The organism is Candidatus Defluviilinea gracilis, assembly GCF_057138825.1.
Window position 1 is genome coordinate 64,971 of the sequence record NZ_DBNHEF010000021.1, and the last position, 20,438, is coordinate 85,408.

18 protein-coding genes are annotated in these 20,438 nt (G+C 53.9%); 15 read left to right on the forward strand and 3 right to left on the reverse strand.

What is annotated here, in order from left to right; genetic code table 11:
- Positions 1 to 7: 7 nt before the first annotated feature.
- Positions 8 to 1,270 (reverse strand): cysteine desulfurase-like protein, encoded by a 1,263-nt coding sequence (locus tag AC16KF_RS02620; protein ID WP_484035733.1) that lies wholly within the window; start codon positions 1,268 to 1,270, stop codon positions 8 to 10.
- A 73-nt stretch (positions 1,271 to 1,343) separates the two neighbouring features.
- On the opposite strand from AC16KF_RS02620, the gene AC16KF_RS02625 reads away from it, so the two are divergent.
- On the forward strand, positions 1,344 to 1,766 hold the full coding sequence (locus AC16KF_RS02625) for a universal stress protein (protein ID WP_484035734.1): 423 nt from the start codon (positions 1,344 to 1,346) through the stop codon (positions 1,764 to 1,766).
- Here AC16KF_RS02625 and mobA read toward each other — a convergent pair.
- Positions 1,729 to 2,349: a molybdenum cofactor guanylyltransferase gene (gene mobA, locus AC16KF_RS02630; RefSeq protein ID WP_484035735.1), complete on the reverse strand. Its 621-nt coding sequence runs from the start codon at positions 2,347 to 2,349 to the stop codon at positions 1,729 to 1,731. The two genes, AC16KF_RS02625 and mobA, sit on opposite strands and share 38 nt — an antisense overlap.
- 27 nt (positions 2,350 to 2,376) lie before the next feature.
- On the opposite strand from mobA, the gene AC16KF_RS02635 reads away from it, so the two are divergent.
- The 8 genes from AC16KF_RS02635 (at position 2,377) to AC16KF_RS02670 (ending at position 13,217) form a co-directional block, all read left to right on the forward strand.
- Positions 2,377 to 4,224: a radical SAM protein gene (locus AC16KF_RS02635; RefSeq protein ID WP_484035736.1), complete on the forward strand. Its 1,848-nt coding sequence runs from the start codon at positions 2,377 to 2,379 to the stop codon at positions 4,222 to 4,224.
- A 123-nt stretch (positions 4,225 to 4,347) separates the two neighbouring features.
- Positions 4,348 to 6,075 (forward strand): ABC transporter substrate-binding protein, encoded by a 1,728-nt coding sequence (locus AC16KF_RS02640; protein ID WP_484035737.1) that lies wholly within the window; start codon positions 4,348 to 4,350, stop codon positions 6,073 to 6,075.
- A gap of 84 nt (positions 6,076 to 6,159) precedes the next feature.
- Entirely contained in the window at positions 6,160 to 7,239 is a 1,080-nt protein-coding gene (locus AC16KF_RS02645) for an ABC transporter permease (protein ID WP_484035738.1), read from the forward strand.
- 2 nt (positions 7,240 to 7,241) lie between these two features.
- Complete coding sequence (locus tag AC16KF_RS02650; RefSeq protein ID WP_484035739.1) at positions 7,242 to 8,192, forward strand: ABC transporter permease; 951 nt, start codon at positions 7,242 to 7,244, stop codon at positions 8,190 to 8,192.
- A 302-nt stretch (positions 8,193 to 8,494) separates the two neighbouring features.
- Entirely contained in the window at positions 8,495 to 10,213 is a 1,719-nt protein-coding gene (locus AC16KF_RS02655; RefSeq protein WP_484035740.1) for an ABC transporter substrate-binding protein, read from the forward strand.
- A gap of 78 nt (positions 10,214 to 10,291) precedes the next feature.
- Complete coding sequence (locus tag AC16KF_RS02660; protein WP_484035741.1) at positions 10,292 to 11,323, forward strand: ABC transporter permease; 1,032 nt, start codon at positions 10,292 to 10,294, stop codon at positions 11,321 to 11,323.
- Positions 11,324 to 11,338: 15 nt separating this feature from the next.
- A complete protein-coding gene (locus AC16KF_RS02665; RefSeq protein ID WP_484035742.1) occupies positions 11,339 to 12,325 on the forward strand; it encodes an ABC transporter permease in 987 nt (328 codons plus the stop codon).
- A gap of 94 nt (positions 12,326 to 12,419) precedes the next feature.
- Positions 12,420 to 13,217 carry a hypothetical protein gene (locus AC16KF_RS02670; protein WP_484035743.1) on the forward strand — a complete coding sequence of 266 codons (798 nt, stop codon included), beginning with the start codon at positions 12,420 to 12,422 and terminating at the stop codon, positions 13,215 to 13,217.
- Positions 13,218 to 13,261: 44 nt separating this feature from the next.
- Here the strand turns inward: AC16KF_RS02670 and AC16KF_RS02675 are convergent, their stop codons facing one another.
- Positions 13,262 to 13,390 (reverse strand): hypothetical protein, encoded by a 129-nt coding sequence (locus AC16KF_RS02675; protein ID WP_484035744.1) that lies wholly within the window; start codon positions 13,388 to 13,390, stop codon positions 13,262 to 13,264.
- Positions 13,391 to 13,445: 55 nt separating this feature from the next.
- Here AC16KF_RS02675 and AC16KF_RS02680 point away from each other — a divergent pair, with 55 nt between their 5' ends.
- From AC16KF_RS02680 to AC16KF_RS02705, 6 genes are all read left to right on the forward strand, one after another.
- On the forward strand, positions 13,446 to 14,474 hold the full coding sequence (locus tag AC16KF_RS02680; protein WP_484035745.1) for a DNA adenine methylase: 1,029 nt from the start codon (positions 13,446 to 13,448) through the stop codon (positions 14,472 to 14,474).
- Positions 14,475 to 14,549: 75 nt separating this feature from the next.
- Positions 14,550 to 15,824: an imidazolonepropionase gene (gene hutI, locus AC16KF_RS02685; RefSeq protein WP_484035746.1), complete on the forward strand. Its 1,275-nt coding sequence runs from the start codon at positions 14,550 to 14,552 to the stop codon at positions 15,822 to 15,824.
- A 53-nt stretch (positions 15,825 to 15,877) separates the two neighbouring features.
- Positions 15,878 to 17,500 (forward strand): histidine kinase N-terminal 7TM domain-containing diguanylate cyclase, encoded by a 1,623-nt coding sequence (locus AC16KF_RS02690; protein ID WP_484035747.1) that lies wholly within the window; start codon positions 15,878 to 15,880, stop codon positions 17,498 to 17,500.
- Between the two features lie 470 nt (positions 17,501 to 17,970).
- Positions 17,971 to 18,870, forward strand: coding sequence for an arginase (gene rocF / locus AC16KF_RS02695; protein WP_484035748.1), 900 nt, complete (start codon positions 17,971 to 17,973; stop codon positions 18,868 to 18,870).
- Positions 18,871 to 18,967: 97 nt separating this feature from the next.
- Positions 18,968 to 19,591, forward strand: coding sequence for a response regulator (locus AC16KF_RS02700; RefSeq protein ID WP_484035749.1), 624 nt, complete (start codon positions 18,968 to 18,970; stop codon positions 19,589 to 19,591).
- Between the two features lie 54 nt (positions 19,592 to 19,645).
- On the forward strand, positions 19,646 to 20,428 hold the full coding sequence (locus AC16KF_RS02705) for an inositol monophosphatase family protein (protein ID WP_484035750.1): 783 nt from the start codon (positions 19,646 to 19,648) through the stop codon (positions 20,426 to 20,428).
- Positions 20,429 to 20,438: the final 10 nt, after the last annotated feature.

Here is a 20,438-nt window from a genome sequence, read left to right on the forward strand (position 1 = left end):
GCGGCGCTTAAGTTGAGGCGATCTCGAGCAAGGCGTCTTTGAGCCGGGCAACTTCATCCAATGTGTTGTAATGAGCGGCGCCCACCCGCACCATTCCGCCCTGTTCTTCCACGCCAAGCCGTTCAGAGACGTTGAGGGCATAGTAATTCCCATCCCATACAAAAATTCCCTGCTGGGCGAGTTTTTCCGCCACCACGCGCGGATGCATATCCTTCAAGCGGAAGGAAAATGTGGCGACGCGCTCATCCAACCGGCGCTCGTCATTCAACCCGTAGAGCCGCAATCCGGGCACAGCATTGAGGGCGGAGAGAAGCGCCCTGCTCAGTTCGATCTCATACGCATGAATGGCTGACATTGCCTTCTTGAGTTCCAGCCGGCGTCCGTGATACTTGTCTTTAGCAAGACCCGCCTCGAACTCGCCGCCAAATTCCCTGCCAACCCATTCGAAGTATTCGATCGCGCCCAAGACCCCGGCAATGCCTTCGTGGTTTTGGGTACCGGTTTCAAATTTTCCCGGAAGGTGATTGGTGGCGGGGCGCACTTTGTAGGCGAAGAGGTTTTCCAGCAAATCGCGCTTCCCATATAAGATGCCCGCATGAGTGCCGAAAAATTTATAGGCGGAAGAGATCAGGAAATCGCAATCCAACTGTTGCACATCAATGGGACCGTGCGGCGCGTATTGGACCGCGTCGATATACACGACCGCGCCGGCTTCATGCGCCATGTCGATCAGCTTCTTCACCGGATTGATCGTGCCCAGTGAGTTCGAGGCGTAGCCAACCGCAAACAGTTTGGGTTTTCGGGCAAGCGCTTTCTGCGCCTCATCCAGGTTGAGGGTGCCTTCTTCCACGTCAAAGTTCACCCAATTGACGTTGACTCCGCGATCTTGCGCCGCCAACACCCAGGGCGTTACGTTGGCGTCGTGGTCCAGGCGGGTGACGACGATCTCATCGCCTTCCTTCCACTCGCGCGAGAGAGAGCGGCTGAGATGGAGGGTGATGGTGGTCATATTATTGCCAAAGACAATTTCCTGATCCGATGCCGCATTGTAAAAATCAGCCATGGCGCGATGCGCCTCGTCCAACACCGCATCGGAGGCGATACTTGTGGCAAACGCGCCTTCGTGATTGGCATTGCTCTCGATCAAGTAACGGTTGATACGGTCAAGGGATGGTTGCGCGATCTGGGTCCCGCCCGGGTTGTCGAGAAAAATCGCGGGTCGGTCGAGCGCGGGGAACTGCCGGCGGACAAGATTGACATCGAATGACATCTTTATGCTCCTCTGATCAGATTCAAACGTTGGTTATGTACAATTTAATTGTACACCACGAAAAGGAGGCGTCATGTTTAACCATATCCTGCTGGCTGTAGACGGTTCGGAGCATTCGCTCAATGCCGCGCAAACGGCATCTCAACTGGCTCGTTCCATGAATTCCGCCGACCTGCGGATCGTCGTTGTATACGATTCTGTTCCGCCGCTTCTGGGCGACCCAGACTTTCAAGTCATTCTCAATGCCCGCCTCGATGAAACGGAGAAAATTTTACAAAGCGCGGTGAAAACGGTCGGAGAGGTTCCGTCCACGGTTTCAACGGAGACCATTGCAGGCGATCCGGCAGAAGCGATCATCAAGATCGCCGAGACTCGCAAATGCGACCTGATCGTAATGGGTTCGCGCGGACTGGGACGTTTGGCGGGTTTGGTACTGGGAAGCGTCAGCCAGAAAGTGGTCAGTCACGCTCCCTGCCCGGTGCTGATTGTGAGGTAGCCAGTTCTTCAGCCCGCGCAAATTCTTCGGGCGTGTTCACGTTCCAAAAGGCGAGGCCGGCAGGGTCGGCGGATTTGATTTCTTCGGGGGTCAATACCCTGACCTTCACGCGCGGGAACCATGCGATCACTCTCCACTGATCGGCGTGGATGGCGGATTCAATGGCTGGCAGGCAGGTCTCGCGGCGATAGAGCGCGTGAAGCGGCTCGTAGCCTTCTTCCCCTTGGGCAATAACCACGTCCGCGTTTTCGTCATCCATGATTTTGAGGGCGGCTTCGATGAGGTTCGCGCTGGCAAAGGGCATGTCGCAGGCGACGACTGCAACCAGCGGATGTGCGGCGGAGGAGATTGCGGTGTAGAGTCCGCCGAGGGCGCCGCGACCCGGCATCACGTCGGGAAAGAGGCGCAACCCAAGGAAAGAAAAATCGTCGGGGCGATTCGTCGTCACGATGAGTTCATCTGCCATCGGTTCGAGTCGATCTACGACACGTTGGATGAGAGGGCGTCCGAGAAAAAGTTTTAGCGCTTTGTCTTCGCCCATGCGCGAGGACGCGCCGCCAGCCTGTATACAAACGGTGAGCATGGGTGTATTATACGTGACGAGGCTGTGATGACGAGTTCAATCGGCGAGTTATTGGATACGCTGACCGTGACGGGGGAGTTGTATGAAAAATTGCCCAACAAGGAATTACGCTGTTTCGCATGCGGGCATCGCTGTGTGATCCGCGAGGGCAAGCGGGGGATTTGTCAGGTGCGCTTCAATCGCGACGGGGAACTGCGCGTGCCGCATGGATACGTTGCCGCCCTTCAAAGCGACCCCGTTGAGAAGAAGCCGTTCTTTCATGTGCTACCCAGCGTCAACGCGTTGACGTTTGGGATGTTGGGTTGCGATTATCACTGCGGGTATTGTTTTACGGGGGAAACGATGGTCATTACGAATCGAGGACCGATTGAGTTGCAATCTGCTTTTGAATTAGGCGAAAAGAGAATTAAACAGCCCGATGGAGAGATTTCGTTTCCTGCTGGCTTGAAGGCAATTACTTCGTCTGGCGGTTTGCGCGATGTGAGAGGCGTGTTCCGCCATTCATATCAGGGCGATCTGGTTCGGATCACACCGTATTACCTGCCTGCGCTTCGCTGTACGCCTGATCATCGGGTGTATGCCACTGACGATCAGAATAAAAAACCCTATATGATTCAGGCGAAAGAATTGACATGCAATCACTATCTGGTTGTGCCAAGAAGATTTCAATTTTCCTTTTTAGAGTCTGTTGATGCAATGGAATATATCCGATACCAATCCCGAAGGGATGTAAAGGTTGTAGAGGATAGTTTGAACGCAGTGTCTCAACCCCGTCAGGGGTGGCATACCGCGGAGGAGCATGTCATCCCTTCGGGATTAGGGATTCAGATGCGAATGCCAGTTAGAATCCTGCCATCCCTTCGGGATTATTTGGATGCTTCTTCATTCACGGCTTATATCCAGAACGATAATACCGAATGTAAGATTATCGAAACTGATGACTTCTATCTCATTCCTTTGATTGGGATAGAAAAAGAGCCGCTAAAAGGTGATGTGTTCAACATGGAAGTGGATGGAGAGCATAACTATCTGGCGAATTTCCTCCTTGTGTCGAATTGTCAAAACTGGCTGACCTCCCAAGCCATGCGCGACCCGTCTTCGGATGTTTCGGTGAATTACATTCGGGAGATTTCGCCGCAAGAAATGGTTGATTACGCGAGAAAAACAAACGCTTCGATTGTTGTCTCTTCATACAACGAGCCGTTAATAACAAGCGAATGGGCGGTGGAGATCTTCAAAGAAGCGAAGAAGGCGGGATTGATGTGCGCGTACGTCTCGAATGGAAACAACACGCCCGAGGTGATGGACTACATCCGCCCGTATATCTCAGCCTACAAAGTGGACTTGAAATGTATGCAAGATAAAAATTATCGCAAACTGGGCGGCGTCCTGCAAAACACGCTGGATGGAATTAAACGCGCGCATGATTCGGGTGTATGGGTGGAGATCGTGACTCTGACAATTCCAGGCTTCAACGATTCGAATGAAGAGTTGTGGGAGGCGGCGCGATTCATCGCGGGCGTTTCAAAGGATATCCCCTGGCATGTGACCGCGTTCCATAAAGATTATAAAATGACCGACCCCGATAACACCGACGCGAAGACTCTTTTGCGCGCGGCAGACATCGGGCGCGAAGCGGGTCTGCGATTCGTGTACGCGGGGAATCTGCCGGGACAGGTTGGGGAGTATGAAGATACGTTTTGCCCGGCGTGCAACTCTAAACTCGTGAAGCGACGGGGTTATATCATTCAGGAGTACCGTATTACAGGCGAAGGAAAATGCCCGCAATGCGGTACAAAAGTTCCCGGGTTGTGGCATAAAAACCCCTCTCAAGTAGCGTTAAACGGGTTGGGCATGCCTTTGCCCGTTTACTAATCATTCTTTTGCTGTATAATCTGCCCATTATCCGAAAGGAGGCATCCTCTCGTAAAGTCATTCCAATCTCCCCACCTGTGAAAGTTGAACAATCCAAACCAAATTTCTCTTAGGAGGAGAAACGTGAAACGAAACCTATTTAGTCTGATGTCACTGCTCGTTCTCGCGAGCATGATCCTTGCGGCGTGCGGCGGCGGAGCAACCGAAGCCCCTGCGGCGACCGAGGCGCCTGCTACTGAAGCGCCCGCGGCAACCGAAGCGCCTGCTACTGAAGCCCCGGCCGCGTATGAAGGCATGAAAGTGGAAGCTCCCAGCTGTGATTACGGCGGCGGGATGAAATCCATCGAAGCGGTGGATGAATTCACCGTGAAGCTCACGCTCTGCGCGCCCGATCCAGCTGTTCCGGCGAAAGTGGCGTTCTCGTCTCTTGGCATTCAACCCAGTGAGTATCTTGAATCCACCGGCGGCACCGGCGATCTGCTCGAGAAGCCGATCGGCACGGGTCCCTACAAGCTCGAATCGTGGGAACGCGGCAACCAGATCGTGTTCACCCGCAATGATGCATATTGGGGTGAACCCGCCAAGAGTCCGACCCTCGTGTTCCGCTGGGGTTCTGAATCTGCCCAGCGCTTGCTCGAACTTCAATCTGGGACCGTTGACGCGATTGATAATGTGGGTCCAGATGATTTTGCAACCGTACAGGGCGATTCATCTCTTAACTTGATCGCTCGTCCTGCGTTGAATGTCATGTATATCGGTATGACCAACACCTTCGCACCGTTCGATAACGAACTCGTGCGCCAGGCATTTGCCCAAGCCATTGACCGCCAACGCATTGTGGATAACTTCTACCCCACTGGCTCAGAAGTTGCTTCGCACTTCACTCCTTGCTCCATCCCGAATGGCTGTGCCGGTGAAGCATGGTACGACTTTAATGTGGACGCCGCCAAAGCCTTGCTTGAACAGGCTGGTTATGGCGCGAGCAACCCATTCCCCACCGTCAAACTCAGCTACCGCAATGTTGTCCGCGGTTACCTGCCCGATCCCGTCATTGTGGCGCAGGATATTCAGGCGCAGTTGAAGGAAAACCTCGGCGTGACGGTTGAGATCGTAGAAATGGAATCCGGCGCGTTCCTCGATGCCGCCAATTCCGGTCAACTCGATGGTATGCACCTGCTCGGCTGGGGCGCGGACTTCCCGGATGTGGTCAACTTCCTCGACGCGCACTTTAGCGCCGCGGCGTTCAATCAGTTCGGTACTCCGTTCGATGACATCACCGACAACCTGACCAAAGGCGGACAACTCGCCGCAGAAGCCGATCGCGAACCCTTCTACGCCGCCGCCAATAACGCCATCAAAACGCATGTTCCGATGATCCCTGTGGCGCATGGTGGTTCCGCAATTGCCTTCAAGGCGGCTGTGGAAGGCGCTCATGCCAGCCCGCTCAGCACCGAGATCTTCGCGGTGATGGGTGTTCCCGGACAGGACACCTTCGTGTGGATGCAGAACGCCGAGCCCATCTCGCTTTATTGTGCGGATGAGACCGACGGCGAATCCCTGCGGGCATGCGAGCAGGTGACGGAACCGCTTCTTTCCTACGAAATCGGCGGCACCGCCACAGAAACCGGCGGTTTGGCTGAATCCTATACGGCAAGCGACGACCTCACTGAGTGGACCTTTACACTCCGCCAGGGCGTTACCTTCCACGATGGCTCCTCGCTGGATGCCAACGATGTTGTGCTCTCGTATGCCGTGCAATGGGATGCCGCTCATCCGCTTCACAAGGGCAACACCGGCGCGTTCGAATACTGGACGTATCTGTTCGGCGCTTTCTTGAACGCTCCTCAATAAGCCTTGTGCTGGTTCTGTAAGACCAAATGAACGATCCCCGACAGGGATGACAACACATCCCTGTCGGGGTTTATCAAAATATCCATGACAACGTACATTCTCCGCCGTTTCTTCCTTAGTATTCCCGTTCTTATTGGTATATTATTTGCCACCTTTGCGCTGGCGCGTTTGATCCCTAGTGATCCATGCCGCGCGATGTTGGGGGAAAAAGCCACCGATGAGGTCTGCGATCAATTCCTCAAACGCCATGGTTTAGATAAACCGATCCCCGTTCAATTCGTTGTGTACATGGGCGAAGTGTTGCAAGGCGACTTTGGAACATCGTTCCGCTTTTCGTTGCCGGTGACAGAGATCATTATTCAACGCCTGCCGATCACCGTTGAACTGGCATTTTCGGCGTTGATGTTGAGCATGATCGTTGGAATCTCATTGGGGATCATTTCCGCGGTCCGTCACAACTCATGGGTGGATGTTGTGACCATGTTGTGGGCAAACATCGGCGTTTCGATGCCGGTCTTCTGGCTGGGGTTAATGCTGGCGTACGTTTTTTCACTCACGTTAAAAGACACACCATTTCAACTGCCTCCATCGGGGCGTCTCTCTCCGGGGTTGATCCCTGCCCCATTCTATGAAGTGTGGAAGCTGCAGTTGACGGAAGGAACCTTCGCTTTTACGGCGGCAGATTTTATTTCTCGAATGCATATTTTCAACAGTCTTCTTTCCAGCGATTACAAAACATTGAAGGATGCCGTTCAGCACATGATCCTGCCGGCGCTTGCGCTTTCGACCATACCCACCGCCTTGTTCGCGCGGATGACGCGCTCCTCGATGCTCGAAGTATTAGGGCAGGATTACATCCGCACGGCGCGCGCCAAGGGATTAAAACAGAGAGTGGTCGTTTTGAAACATGCGTTGCGGAACGCCCTGCTACCTATCGTCACGGTTATTGGCTTGTCGTTAGGCAGTTTGCTCGGCGGCGCAGTGTTGACCGAAACCGTGTTCAATTTAGCGGGCGTCGGGCGCATTTTATACGAAGCCATCACTGCCCGCGATTATGGGATCGTACAGGCGTTCACGGTAGTGATCGCGGTGTTCTTCGTGATGTTGAACCTGCTCGTCGATCTCTCTTACGCGTATCTTGACCCGCGCATACGGTTGAATTAATCATGGTAGCCAATATCCCAAAACTAGATGCAGAAGCGGTTTCACTCGAATCAGTCAGTCTGTGGAGCATCACACGCAGCAGGCTCCTCCGCCGCAAGTCTGCTGTTGTTGGCATGGTCATTCTGGGAATCTTGATCTTCGTCGCGTTGACTGCCCAATGGCTGGCGCCGTACGATCCTACGAAATCCATGCTGGATATAAAAGATTATGCCGGGGAAACGCAAAAACGATTGCCGCCCTGCATTCACGCATTTGGTTGCCCGAAAGAAAATCCGCAACATCTCATGGGGCTGGATGGAAACATCCGTGATGAATTCAGCCGCATGTTATACGGCGCGCGCTTAAGTTTGGTGATCGGCTTTTCCACGGTCACATTTTCCATTTTGGTTGGCACACTTTTGGGCGCGTTGGCTGGTTACATGGGTGGATGGACGGATAACATCATTATGCGCGTGATGGATGTTCTGCTGGCGTTTCCGTCGCTGTTGTTAGCCATCGCCATCGTCACGGTTCTGGGACCTGGACTGGTCAATGCCTTGCTTGCCATTGGCATTGTTTCGATCCCGGCGTATGCGCGTGTGATGCGCGGCAGTGTGCTTTCAGTGCGCGAGATGGATTACGTGTCTGCCACGCGTTCTTTGGGGGGAAACACGTACGAAATTCTCTTCAGACGCATCCTCCCCAACGCGTTGACGCCGTTGATCGTGCAGGGGACTTTGGGAATTGCCTCTGCCATTTTGGAGACGGCGGCTCTTTCGTTCCTCGGGCTGGGGGCGCAACACCCGACGCCGGAGTGGGGCTCGATGTTGGGCGCAGAGCGCAATCAGGTGTTCACCGCGCCGCATCTTGTTTTCTATCCCGGACTCGCGATCATGTTAACCGTCCTTGCTTTCAACCTGCTCGGCGATGGTCTGCGCGACGCGCTCGACCCGCGCCTGGCGCACGTCAGTTAGAGAACGCCGAAGTCGCGTATCAAGCCGCCCGTCGGAAGGATCGTCTTCATCCGCTGGCGGAAAGATGATTGCTATTTCATAGACTCTATCCGAAATACAACGGGATGCTGATTCACGCGGAAGACGCAGATTTTCTTTTCTTGAATCAGCGACATCAGCGTTTTTCAGCGTCCAAAAAAATTACTTTTGTTGATTACGGATCAAGCCTAATGTATATAGCAGGAGGTTGCCCGGCACAGATGTCTCTCTACCCGTTTACCCACGCATCGAAAAACCGAATCCATCTTTCTTGGAGGAGAAACATGAAACGAAACCTGTATGTTTTACTGTCCCTGCTTGTACTTGTGAGTATGACACTGGCGGCATGTGGTGGAGGCGCCGAAACCGAACCCCCAGCCGTGGCAACCGAACCGGCGGCGCCCGAAGCGACAGAACCCGCCGCCACCGAACCGGCGGCGCCCGTTCAGAGCGGTATCGCGGTCGTGACCTTCGTACAACAACCAACCACGCTCAGCCCTCTCTATCAAACTCAATGGTTCTCGAGCATTACCACGCAACTGTGGTTGAAAGGCTTGTGGTCGTTCGACTCAGATAACAACCCAGTCCTCGATATTGCCGCCGAACTGCCCACTGCCGAGAACGGCGGTATGAGCGCGGACGGTATGACTCTGACGATCAAATTGCGCGACGATGTTCTGTGGAGCGACGGCGAACCCGTGACCGCGAATGATTTCGTCTTTACCTATGAGATGTTCGTGTCGGATAAGAATGTCGTGAGTAGTACTTACCCTTATGCGGATTATGTGACCAGCATGGAAGCGCCCGACGATCACACGCTCGTGGTGAACTTCAATGCCCCGTTCGCCGCCTGGTTGACCACGTTATTCAATACCGGTGTCTTGCCGGAACATGTGCTGCGCCCGGTGTTCGAAGCGGACGGCACGCTCGATAACGCGGCGTGGAATACCGCGCCGACGGTCGGTGTCGGTCCGTTCGTGTTCAAAGAATGGGAAACTGACAGCCACTTGATCTTCGAAGCGAACCCGAATTGGATTCACCCGGCGAAGTTGCAACAGGTGTTCATCCGCATTGCGGACGATGCCGCGCAAGAGGTTGCCATTCTGGCAGGCGACACGGACATTGGGACTTTCCTCGATTGGTCGCAAGCCGATGCCATCAATTCGAGCGGCAAAGCAAAATTTGTGACGCAACCGTCCGGCTACGATGAAGGCTGGTTTTTGAATTTCGATCCTGAAACCGCTCACCCCGCCATGCTGGATGTGAATGTGCGCAAGGCGATCGTCATGGCGACCGACCGCGAAAAGATCGTAAACGACCTGCTCGGAGGACTGACGACCGTTCCCGCCACGTTCTGGGACAGCACTCCCCCATATGGAAACCCCGACATTTCACCTTATCCCTACAATGCGGAGGAAGCGGGTAGCCTGCTCGATACGGCTGGCTGGGTTGATTCCAATGGCGATGGCACGCGCGATAAAGACGGCGTGGAACTGGTTCTGCGCTACATCTCGAACCAGCGTCAGTTGCGCAAGGATGTGCAAGCCGTTGTCCAACAGATGTGGGCGCAGGTCGGCATCGGTGTCGAATTAGTGAACTATGGCGACGATTTCTTCAACAGTTACGCGGACGGCGGACCGATTGCTACCGGCAACTATGATATTGCCGAATGGTCGGACGTGACCAGCTTCCCCGACCCGGAGCAATCCTCTTACTGGCTGTGCTCGCAAGTTGTGGGACCGGATAACCCGGACGGCGGAAACTGGCAAGGCTACTGCAACCCCGAACTGGACGCGTTATTCGACCAGCAAGCCACCGAGACCGATCCGGAAGCCCGCAAGCAACTTTATTATCAGATCGGGCAGATCATGTTCGACGAAGTGGTCTGGGTGGGCATGTGGAAAGACCCCGACCTGTGGGCTGTAAGCAACCGCCTGCAAGGAGTGAAATTCTCCGGGGCATCGCCATTCTGGAACGCAAACGAATGGTCGATTAGCGAGTAACTCAACAAACGAAATGGCGGACAGGGCGATCCAACAAGTCACCCTGTCCGTCGCTTTGTTTCAACACAGGCGGTCGTCATGGTCAACTACATCCTTCGGCGTGTCCTCCAGTCCATCCCTCAGCTCTTCCTGATCAGTCTGGTATTGTTCCTGTTGATGCAGGCATTCGGCGACCCGATCGCTTCGCTGGGAGTGCGCACGCCTCCGAAACCTGCCGACAGAGAGCGCCTCCGCCGCCAATTGGGGCTGGATCAACCCGTTTATGTTCAATATGTAGTGTGGCTCGCCGGCAATGATTGGATGAAGATCGACATGGATGGGGACGGCATTCCTGAAACGCCGGGCAAGCGCCTGGGCGTGTTGCGCGGCGACTTTGGAAATTCGCTCATCAACAAACGCCCCGTTTCCGAACTGGTTACCGAACGGTTGCCCAACACTTTGCTTTTGATGGGAGTGGTGGAGATCGTCATCATTGTTTTTTCGCTTGCCTTCGGGGTGTATTCGGCAGTGCGTCAATATTCGTTATTCGATAACCTGTTCACCGGGTTCTCATTCATCGGTTACGCCATGCCAATTCCCCTGTTGGCATTATTGCTCATGTACTTATTCAGCATCAATTTCAAAGAATGGGGCTTGCCGTACCTCCCCACGGTCGGCATGTTCGACCCGCAGGTGGGGCGCACACCTGGGCAGATCGCCCTGCACATGATCCTGCCGGTGGTTTCCCTCTCGATCATCAGCATTGCCGGGTATAGTCGTTACGTGCGTTCCTCCATGTTGGAAGTGCTCGGCTTGGATTACATCCGCACCGCGCGCGCCAAAGGATTGCAAAAGCACATCGTCGTCATCAGACATGCCTTACGTAATGCGACACTGCCGTTCGTCACGCTCATCGGTCTGGATATTCCCTTTCTGCTTGCCGGCGCCGTATTGACCGAAACCATCTTCGCCTGGCCCGGCACCGGGCGGCTGTTTGTCACATCCATCTCCCAATCGGATTTCCCGGTATTGATGGGTATCTTAATGATGACCGGTTTGGCGGTGGTGTTTTTTCAACTCGTTACCGACATCGCCTACTCGTTCCTCGACCCGCGCATCCGAATCGCATAACCGGGAGATGCCCGCATGACGACCATCACACTCCCTGAATCATCAGCCCTCGAAGGTATGAAAAACCAACCGCTCACCCCCGGTCAATTAATGTGGCGCAGGTTCCGCAAGCATAAAGCCGCGCTCTTCGCGCTCGGCGGGATGATCGTATTGCTCCTCTATATTTGGATGGGAGGGCTGGTATTCTCGCGCGGCATTTGCGCCCCCACCGGCGAATTCCTAACCGCCGAGGCATACGCCAATTGCAACGACACCGCGCAGAAGCTCCAGCCGCCCTCGCGCGAGCACCCGTTTGGCACCGACACGATCGGGCGCGATATTCTTGCCCGCACCATCTATGGCGGGCAGATCTCGCTCACCATTGGTATTTTTGCCGTGATCGTTGAGGTGGTTGTGGGCGTGTTGGTCGGCGCGATCGCGGGATATTTCGGCGGATGGGTGGACGACGTTCTGATGCGCATTACCGAGGCGATGCTCATTATTCCCAGCCTGTTCTTGTTGATCGTCCTATCGAAAGCGCTCGGCGGGAGCGTCCCCGAGATTCAATTCCTCGGGCGCGCGTTCAGTGGGAGCGTGGTGGTCATCATCCTCGTCATCGGGTTCACCAGTTGGATGTATCTCGCACGTATCGTCCGCGCCAATGTGTTGTCGTTGAAAGAAATGGATTACATCTCCGCCTCGCGCGCCCTCGGCGTTTCAGACGCGCGTATTATCTTCAAACATCTTTTGCCCAACACCATCGCCCCGATCATCGTCTCCTCCACGTTGGGGGTCGCCAACGCCATCACCAGCGAAGCCTACGTCAGTTTCCTTGGTCTCGGTGTGCAGACTCCCACCGCGAGTTGGGGCAACATGCTGGATAGCGCGGTGAAGTATTTGCAAACCGCGCCGTGGTTATGGCTTTTCCCGGGGTTGATGATCATGCTGACCGTGTTGTGCATCAACTTCATTGGCGACGGTCTGCGCGACGCGCTCGACCCGCGCAGCGCAAGGAATATTTGATCGAAAAGCCCGTCCCTCGGTTTACGGAAACTCACGCGCTCACCTCCCGGATATAATGACCGGGAGTTTTGACTCTCATCGTTAGGAGGATAGGATGAAACACAAGGGATTGTTCGGTTTTACGGTTTTCGTATTGTGCCTCTCCCTGGCAGGTATGTCGTGTGGGTTCTCAGACGTGTCTACTTTTTTCGCCACAGAGACCCCCACGCCTACACAAACCTTCACGCCAAGTCCCACCCCCACTCCCAGCGCGACCCCTACACAAACGCAGTCTCCCACGCCAGCGCCGACAGGAGTCGAAACCCATGAAGGCTCAGGCGGGACTACAGTGTTCATCGACTACGACAACAAGTTTCAACTCACCCTCCCTTCTGACTGGTTCATTATCCCTCTCAGCGCAAAGGATATCACCGAGATTCTAAACAGCATGGCGGAGGAGAATCCCGAACTGAAAGCGTCAGCCGACGCGTTCAAAAATCTCGATCCGGATGTCATCCGCGTGATCGCCGTCAATAAAGATTCGAAATACGTTGTAAAGGGATTTAGCTCCAATTTGACCATCACCGCCGTCAAGGATAAATTTTTGGCTGGGTTGCCAGTCTCGTTCGTCACAGGGTTCCTCGAGGAGGAGATGGAAAAGAACGGTGTGACAATCGTGGAAATGGATGAACTGGCGATTACCAGCGCAAGCGGCGTGGAAATCGGCGTCATGGAATTTATTCAAGATACGCCCACTGCCACTGGCGGCACAATTTCCGCCCAATCGCATATGCTCGTTTTCCAGACCAGCGGCGCCTTGATCATGGTCCAACTCGTCACGCCCAAAGAATTCGCCGGGGAACTCTTCCCGATCATGGACGACATCGCCGAATCCATAACACTACTCAAATAAAATCCATCTACCGGGTAGTTTTAAGCGGGGTACAGATGGACTTTTCAGAGCATCTTTCCAAAAATCTGCGTTCGCCTCTGCGATGGGAACGCCGCCGTCGCTTCGTGGTCAAATTGTTGCTCGTAGAGGGTGGAGAGATCAGATTCGGTGGCGGGACGGAGGAGGATGGGCATGGTGGGAGTATAACTGCAACTTGTTGGGTGTTGTATAATCTGCTACAGAGAAACGATGCTGAAACAAAGACAGGAACACCTCAAAGCGGAATTCAAGCAGGCATTGACTGAATTCGTTGAAACTTTCAAGGATCATATCTCCACGCCTGATAATCAATGGACAGTAAAAGTTCCGCCCTTGAAATGTCAGGGAATCAAAACCAAGTTGGTCGAATGGATTAAAGACCACGCTCTTCTCGATGAGAATGGGACATGGATCGAACCTTTCATGGGCTCGGGCGTTGTTGGCTTCAATATGCGCCCTCAACGTGCAATTTTTGCTGATGTTAACCCGCATATTATCAACTTCTACAATGCCATCAAGAAAGGCAATATCACAATAGGAATTGCCAAAGAATTTCTGGAGAAACAAGGCGCATTACTGAAAGAAAAGGGCGAGGATCATTATTACGAAGTTCGAGAGCGTTTCAATCAAACTGGCAATCCTTTGGATATGCTCTTTTTGAACCGCGCTTGTTTCAATGGAGTCATGCGATTCAACAAGAAGGGCGAATTCAACGTTCCTTTTGGGCATAAACCCGAACGATTTGCAAAAGCCTACATTACCAAGATCGCAAATCAAATTAAATATGTCGCCGATGCGCTGAGTCAATATGATTGGAATTTTGTCCCTCAAGATTTCAAGACGACGATTTCGTCTGCATCTGCAAATGATTTTATCTATTGCGATCCGCCCTACATTGGCAGGCATGTGGATTACTTCAATTCGTGGTCAGAGCAGAGCGAGCAGGAGCTTTACGATGCGCTCGCTTCAACACATGCAAAATTCATGCTTTCCACATGGCACAGCAATCAATATCGGGCAAATCCTGCCGTTGATAAATACGCTACTCGTTTCACTATTTTGACTCGTGAGCATTTTTATCACGTTGGCGCCAGTGAGAAGAATCGCAATCCCATGTTGGAAGCAATTATTCTTAACTACAATCCATTGCCACAAATAGAATTTCAAATGGAAAGGCAAATGGCTTTGTTTGAAAAATCGCAAAAGGATGATTATGTGGTTCCTGTGCTGAAAAGTTAGACGCTCGATTTGAGCGTCTTTTTATCTTCAGTTCGCTATCTAATTCTCCAATCCTCTAATTCTCTCCTCCTTCCCATGCTCATCCACTCCTCCTCCCAACTCCTCACCCTGCAAGGCGGTCCCCAGCGCGGACATGCCCTCGGTAACCTCGGCATCATCGAAGACGGCGCGGTTGTTGTCCACGATGAAAAGATCGTCGCGGTGGGAACGACGCCCGAACTCAAAGCATCCTATCCCGACGAACCGACTCTCGACGCCAGCGGATGCGTGCTCATGCCCGGCTTCGTAGACCCGCACACGCATCTCATTTGGGCGGGCGACCGCGCCGATGAGTTCGAGAAAAAAATGTCGGGCAAGCCCTACCTTGAGATTCTGGCGGAGGGCGGCGGGATCATTTCGACGGTCAAGAAGACGCGCGCCGCCAGCATGGAGACTCTTATCACGCAGAGTCGCTCGCGCCTTTTGCGTATGTTCATCCACGGCACCACCACCGCCGAAGCCAAAACGGGATACGGTCTGCAAACCGCCACCGAACTGCGCCTGCTCAAAGCTCTGCTCGCCCTCGACGATGAATCGCCGCTCGACCTCGCCATCACGTTCCTCGGCGCGCACGCCATCCCACCCGAATACAAGGACAACCCGCAAGGCTACACCGATCTCGTTTGCGAGACGATGCTGCCGATGCTCAAAGAATGGTGGGAGACTCACGCGCCGCGACTCTCACTCCCATTTGTGGATGTGTTCTGCGAGACCAAAGCATTCGACGTGAAGCAATCGGAGCAAATTCTCAAGAAAGCAAAAGGACTCGGATTCCCGCTTAAGATCCACGCTGACGAATTCGACAACCTCGGCGGCGCGACGCTCGCGGCAGAGTTGGGCGCGGCGTCTGCAGATCATTTGGTGGTCACCTCCGATGCCGATATTGCCGCGTTAGCAAAATCAGAGACGGTTGCCGTGTCGCTTCCATGCACACCGTTCGGGCTTGCGGAAAATCATTACACCCCCGCGCAAAAACTCATCGCCGCCGACGCCTACTTCGCCCTTGCCACTGATTGCAACCCAGGCACCACGTGGAACGAGTCCATGCAGTTTGTCATTGCGCTGGCGTGCCGCGCCATGAAGATCACGCCCGCCCAAGCCATCGCCGCCGCGACCATCAATTCGGCGCACGCAATCCGCAGGTCCGATTTGATCGGCTCTATCGAAGTCGGCAAACAGGCAGACATGTTAATCCTGAACGCGCCGGACTATCGTCACTTGGGCTATCGCTACGGGACAAATCTGGTGAGGCAAGTTATCAAACGTGGAAGGGCATATTCTGTGGATGTGGGGTATTATAGGACTGCTTGAACCGAAAAGACGGGGAAACCCGCCTTTTTTTATCCAACATGTAGGTTTTTTTCTTGAGTACTGAGTGGATTTTCTTTGCTTCAATTCTATTGGCGAACTCGCTGATCGCCGCGTTCATTGCGGCGTTGTTGGCGCGCAAGCCCCAAGCGCCCGGGCGCAGGTCTCTGTTTTTCATGCTGGTCATGCTCGCCGCGTGGAGTTTTTCCTACGCGATGATCACGCTTTCCTCATCGCTGGAAACGAAACTGCTATGGCTCAAAATCGAGAATATCGGTATCCTAACGGTGCCCATATTTTGGTTCTTCTTTGCCTTGCGGTATAACGGGTTGGATGGATGGCTAAACCGTTATACCGCTTCATTATTCTTTATCCTGCCCGGGATCTCGCTCCTCTTTCTGTTTTCGGAACAGTGGTTCCACTTGTATTACGCCTCCGTTAGCGAGGTGTCTGAGGTTGGCGGCCCGCTGATGATCGAGCGCGGACCGTGGTACGCCGTCGCCCTCGTGTATGCGTATCTCGTAAGTCTGGCGGCGATCATTTTGCTCATCCGGCGCGCGGTTCAGCATCGAAACATTTATCGCAGGCAGATGTATGCGCTGATCGCCGCGGCGTTGATTCCGATTTTGGCTAATGTGGTGTATCAACTGGCGCTTAGTTTTCTGCCGAAATCCGCTCTGCACATCGATCTGACGCCCATCTCTTTCATGGTCTCCGCGGTGTTGATCGTGATCGGCGTGTTTGGGCTGCGCATCTTCGATCTCATCCCCATTGCGCGGCACACGGTGCTGGAATACATTCCTCAGATGGTCTTTGTGGTAGATGCCCACGACGTGGTTGTGGATGCAAACACCATTGCGCAAAAAACACTGGGCAAAAGCATGGATGCGATCGTCGGCAAAGATCCGCTGGAAGTGTTTCAGGATTGGCCCGACCTTCTCCATCACTTCCTCGTTGCCAATGAGTCGCGGAACGAGATCCAAATTCCCGGTGACCCGCCGCGCGCGCTGGAAGTGATGGTGACCGCTTTATACAATTCAGAGAACCAGTTCGAAGGGCGCGTGATCGTCGCGCACGACATTACCGAGCATAAATGGTTGGAAAACGATCTCACGTTTGCCAATGAGGCGCTCACTCGTCAACTAGAGGAGATCAATCAACTGCGCGATGAGTTGCGGGAACAGGCGATCCGCGATCCTTTGACGGAAGTGTACAACCGCCGCTATATGAACGAATTTTTGTCGCAGGAAGTGGCGCGGGCGGAACGCGATGGGACTCCCCTTTCCGTGGTCATCATGGACATGGACAATTTCAAAATGTTCAACGATACCTACGGCCATAAATGCGGAGATATTGTCCTGCAGGAGATCGCCGCGTTTCTCATTCAACACACGCGCAAAGGAGATGTGGTCTGCCGTTTTGGCGGGGAGGAGTTTGTGATCCTTATGCCCGGCGCCACGCTTGAAAAAGCGTACGAACGCGCCGAAACCTGGCGTCAGGATTTTGCGGATACGACCATCGAGTATGAAGGCATGAAGTTGAGCGCCACTTTTTCGGCGGGCGTGGCATCCTACCCCCTGCACGGCGACACCGATGAATTTATCTTGCAAGCCGCCGACCGGGCTTTGTACCAGTCGAAGGATGCCGGTAAAAATAAAGTAACGATGTACAATTTGTGAGTCTTTCAATCTGTATCAGCGTTTTCAGCGTTCACGCCGCACTGGCGCTCGGCGCAAGTGTCTGAGTCCTGTTTTAAAACTGTCAGACACTGTTTCTTAAGTACACGGATACTTCGACACTCCTTTCAGTCGCAGTACACGGATTTGACGGATGACACGGTCAAACACGAATTTTGAAATGGTAGCTCTACCGTTTTTAACGGGAAACCATTTTTCAAACACAAAGGACACGACGGTCACAAAGGAAAAACACAAGGAATCTTGGCTCTTTCCCCACTTTGTGTCGCTTCGACGAACTCAGCGCAAGACTTTGTGTCCTTCGTGGTGAGGCTCTTTCCCGTTGGTTACGGGACACCCGAAATGGTTTTCTCCGTGAAATCCGTATAATACGTGTCTAAACAAAGACTTAAGAAACACTCTCGCTCGCAGGTAGTAAATCCTTGGCGACAAAATTATTTTAGGAGTAACCCATGCAAATCGATATCATCGGCGTGCCCATCGACCTCGGCGCGGATCGCCGCGGCGTAGATATGGGGCCCAGCGCAATTCGATATTCAAGCCTTCGACAACGCCTCGAAAGTTTGGGGCATACCGTGGAAGATAAGGGCAATGTTGAAGTGGCGATTCAAGAGACCTGTTCGATCACCGACCCCAAACTCAAATATATTGACTGCATCGTGCCGATGAGCCGGCGAGTGGCTGGGGCGGTCGCCACCTCCATGCAAAGCGGGTGTTTTCCGCTTGTCTTGGGCGGAGACCACAGCCTTTCGATCGGCTCCGTGCGCGGCGCGGCAAAGCAAAAGAAAATCGGCGTGATCTGGCTGGACGCGCACGGCGACTTCAACACACACCTCACCACCCCTTCGGGAAACATTCACGGAATGTCGTTAGCCGCCCTATGCGGCCTCGGCGACCCGCGCCTCACCGCGCTCTACGATGAGCCGGGGCCGGTCGTCGACCCCGCGAAAGTTGCCATCATTGGCGCGCGCGATCTCGACCCCGGTGAAAAAGAAAACCTGCGCTCTGCCGGGGCGCTCGTGCTCAGCATGGAACAGGTGGACCGCATCGGCATGGTCGCGGCGTTGGAACAATGCATCGAACGCGTCAGCCGGAATGTGGATGGGATCTATCTCTCGATGGATTTGGACGCGCTCGATCCGCGCTTCGCTCCGGGTGTGGGCACCCCGGTCGCCGGTGGGTTAACGTATCGCGAAGGACACCTGGCGTGCGAAGTGGTGGCGGAAACCGGCAAACTCATCGGCATGGATGTTGTGGAAGTGAATCCTATTCTTGATGAAAAAAATCAGACCGCGAAGATTGCCGTGGAATTTGCCTGCTCGGCGTTAGGCTCGCGCGTCTGGCAGGGTTGAGTCGTTGAGGGCGCGAATCGCGCCGGGAAACTGTAGCAGTTTCATGTCAGAGCATGAGGCGGGTTTGTCCATCCTAGGGATACGGTAAAATCGGGTTATGTGCGCCGCCTATGGACCCGTCTTGATCGTCGAGGATGTTCCTAATGTTCTCGAACTGCTTGAAGTGACTCTGCGATTTAAAGGCTATTCTGTGCTGACCGCCCGCAATGGCGAGGAAGCGCTCGAAGTGGTTGCGCGGCAAAGGCCCGCGCTCATCGTCACCGACATTTTGATGCCTAAACTGGATGGCTACGCCTTCGTGCAAAAATTACGGCTCAACCTCGAAACGCGCGCCATCCCGGTCGTTTTCCTTTCCGCCACTTACGTTACCCCGGAGGATAAGGATTTTGCCTTGAGCCTGGGCGCCTCGCGCTTCATGGAAAAACCCATCGATACTGAAGATTTCCTGCTGACAGTGGCAGAACTTGTGACCCAGCAACCATTTACCCAGCCCTTGCCACTGGATATGGAAAGGTTTTATCAAGGCTATCGCACCCGTCTTGAAAATAAACTGCGTCATAAAAACACGCAGATCATGCGAGCTGAGCGGTTACTCGGCACCCTGCCCGCCGATCAGCGACCAGCCTTCGAAGCGCTCTTACAGCAATCGATGCGCGACCGCGATGAAATACAGAATGAACTGTACGATATTTACAAAACACTCGACGAATTAAAAAAATAGTTCATTCACAAGTGCGGCGGGCGAAAACCCGCCGCAATACGTTTCGGGAGTCTTATGCAACCAACGCTATCGTACGTCGAAGAACTTGCGCGAGGGGCGGGGGCGATTCTGCGCGACGGGTATGACAAGGAACACGAGGTGAAATATAAAGGCGTGATCGATCTCGTCACCGAGGTCGATCATCAATCTGAGGCGCTTCTACTTGGGAAAGTTCAATCCGATTTTCCCGGGCATCATATCTTCAGCGAGGAAAGCGGGGTTATTCACGGAGACGATGAACATGTCTGGTACATCGATCCGCTGGATGGGACGGTGAATTACGCGCATCACCTCCCGATTTTTTCTGTGTCCATCGCCTACGCGTTTCGCGGCGCCTTGACGTTTGGCGCGGTGTACGATCCGCTTCGTGACGAAATGTTCTGCGCGGAACGCGGCAGTGGAGCATACTTGAACGGCAAAAGGATCAAACCGGCTGGCGTTACCGAATTACAGAAGAGCTTGCTCGTGACTGGATTCCCCTACGATACGTGGAATACAAAGCAGGATAACATGTCGAATTTCTCGCATCTCGCAAAGTTGACACAGGGCGTGCGCCGTCTCGGCTCGGCGGCGTTGGACCTGGCATACACCGCCGTAGGAAGGCTGGACGGGTTTTGGGAACTTTCCCTGCACCCGTGGGATGTGGCGGCAGGCGGGTTGATCTGCGAAGAGGCTGGCGCGCGCGTCACGAATGTGCATGGCGGGGCGGATTATCTGACGCCCCCGCTGTCCATTCTTGCCACAGCCCCCGGCATCCATGCGCAACTGCTGGGAGAATTGAAAAAATCCTTACTCTAAAGTCTCCCTA

What these genes read in the sequence shown, in the direction of transcription:
- AC16KF_RS02620 (WP_484035733.1), bottom strand. Translation starts at nt 1,270, where the DNA reads ATGTCATTCGATGTCAATCTTGTCCGCCGGCAGTTCCCCGCGCTCGAC.
- AC16KF_RS02625 (WP_484035734.1), top strand. Translation starts at nt 1,344, where the DNA reads ATGTTTAACCATATCCTGCTGGCTGTAGACGGTTCGGAGCATTCGCTC.
- mobA (WP_484035735.1), bottom strand. Translation starts at nt 2,349, where the DNA reads ATGCTCACCGTTTGTATACAGGCTGGCGGCGCGTCCTCGCGCATGGGC.
- AC16KF_RS02635 (WP_484035736.1), top strand. Translation starts at nt 2,377, where the DNA reads ATGACGAGTTCAATCGGCGAGTTATTGGATACGCTGACCGTGACGGGG.
- AC16KF_RS02645 (WP_484035738.1), top strand. Translation starts at nt 6,160, where the DNA reads ATGACAACGTACATTCTCCGCCGTTTCTTCCTTAGTATTCCCGTTCTT.
- AC16KF_RS02650 (WP_484035739.1), top strand. Translation starts at nt 7,242, where the DNA reads ATGGTAGCCAATATCCCAAAACTAGATGCAGAAGCGGTTTCACTCGAA.
- AC16KF_RS02655 (WP_484035740.1), top strand. Translation starts at nt 8,495, where the DNA reads ATGAAACGAAACCTGTATGTTTTACTGTCCCTGCTTGTACTTGTGAGT.
- AC16KF_RS02660 (WP_484035741.1), top strand. Translation starts at nt 10,292, where the DNA reads ATGGTCAACTACATCCTTCGGCGTGTCCTCCAGTCCATCCCTCAGCTC.
- AC16KF_RS02665 (WP_484035742.1), top strand. Translation starts at nt 11,339, where the DNA reads ATGACGACCATCACACTCCCTGAATCATCAGCCCTCGAAGGTATGAAA.
- AC16KF_RS02670 (WP_484035743.1), top strand. Translation starts at nt 12,420, where the DNA reads ATGAAACACAAGGGATTGTTCGGTTTTACGGTTTTCGTATTGTGCCTC.
- AC16KF_RS02675 (WP_484035744.1), bottom strand. Translation starts at nt 13,390, where the DNA reads ATGCCCATCCTCCTCCGTCCCGCCACCGAATCTGATCTCTCCACCCTC.
- AC16KF_RS02680 (WP_484035745.1), top strand. Translation starts at nt 13,446, where the DNA reads ATGCTGAAACAAAGACAGGAACACCTCAAAGCGGAATTCAAGCAGGCA.
- hutI (WP_484035746.1), top strand. Translation starts at nt 14,550, where the DNA reads ATGCTCATCCACTCCTCCTCCCAACTCCTCACCCTGCAAGGCGGTCCC.
- rocF (WP_484035748.1), top strand. Translation starts at nt 17,971, where the DNA reads ATGCAAATCGATATCATCGGCGTGCCCATCGACCTCGGCGCGGATCGC.
- AC16KF_RS02700 (WP_484035749.1), top strand. Translation starts at nt 18,968, where the DNA reads ATGTGCGCCGCCTATGGACCCGTCTTGATCGTCGAGGATGTTCCTAAT.
- AC16KF_RS02705 (WP_484035750.1), top strand. Translation starts at nt 19,646, where the DNA reads ATGCAACCAACGCTATCGTACGTCGAAGAACTTGCGCGAGGGGCGGGG.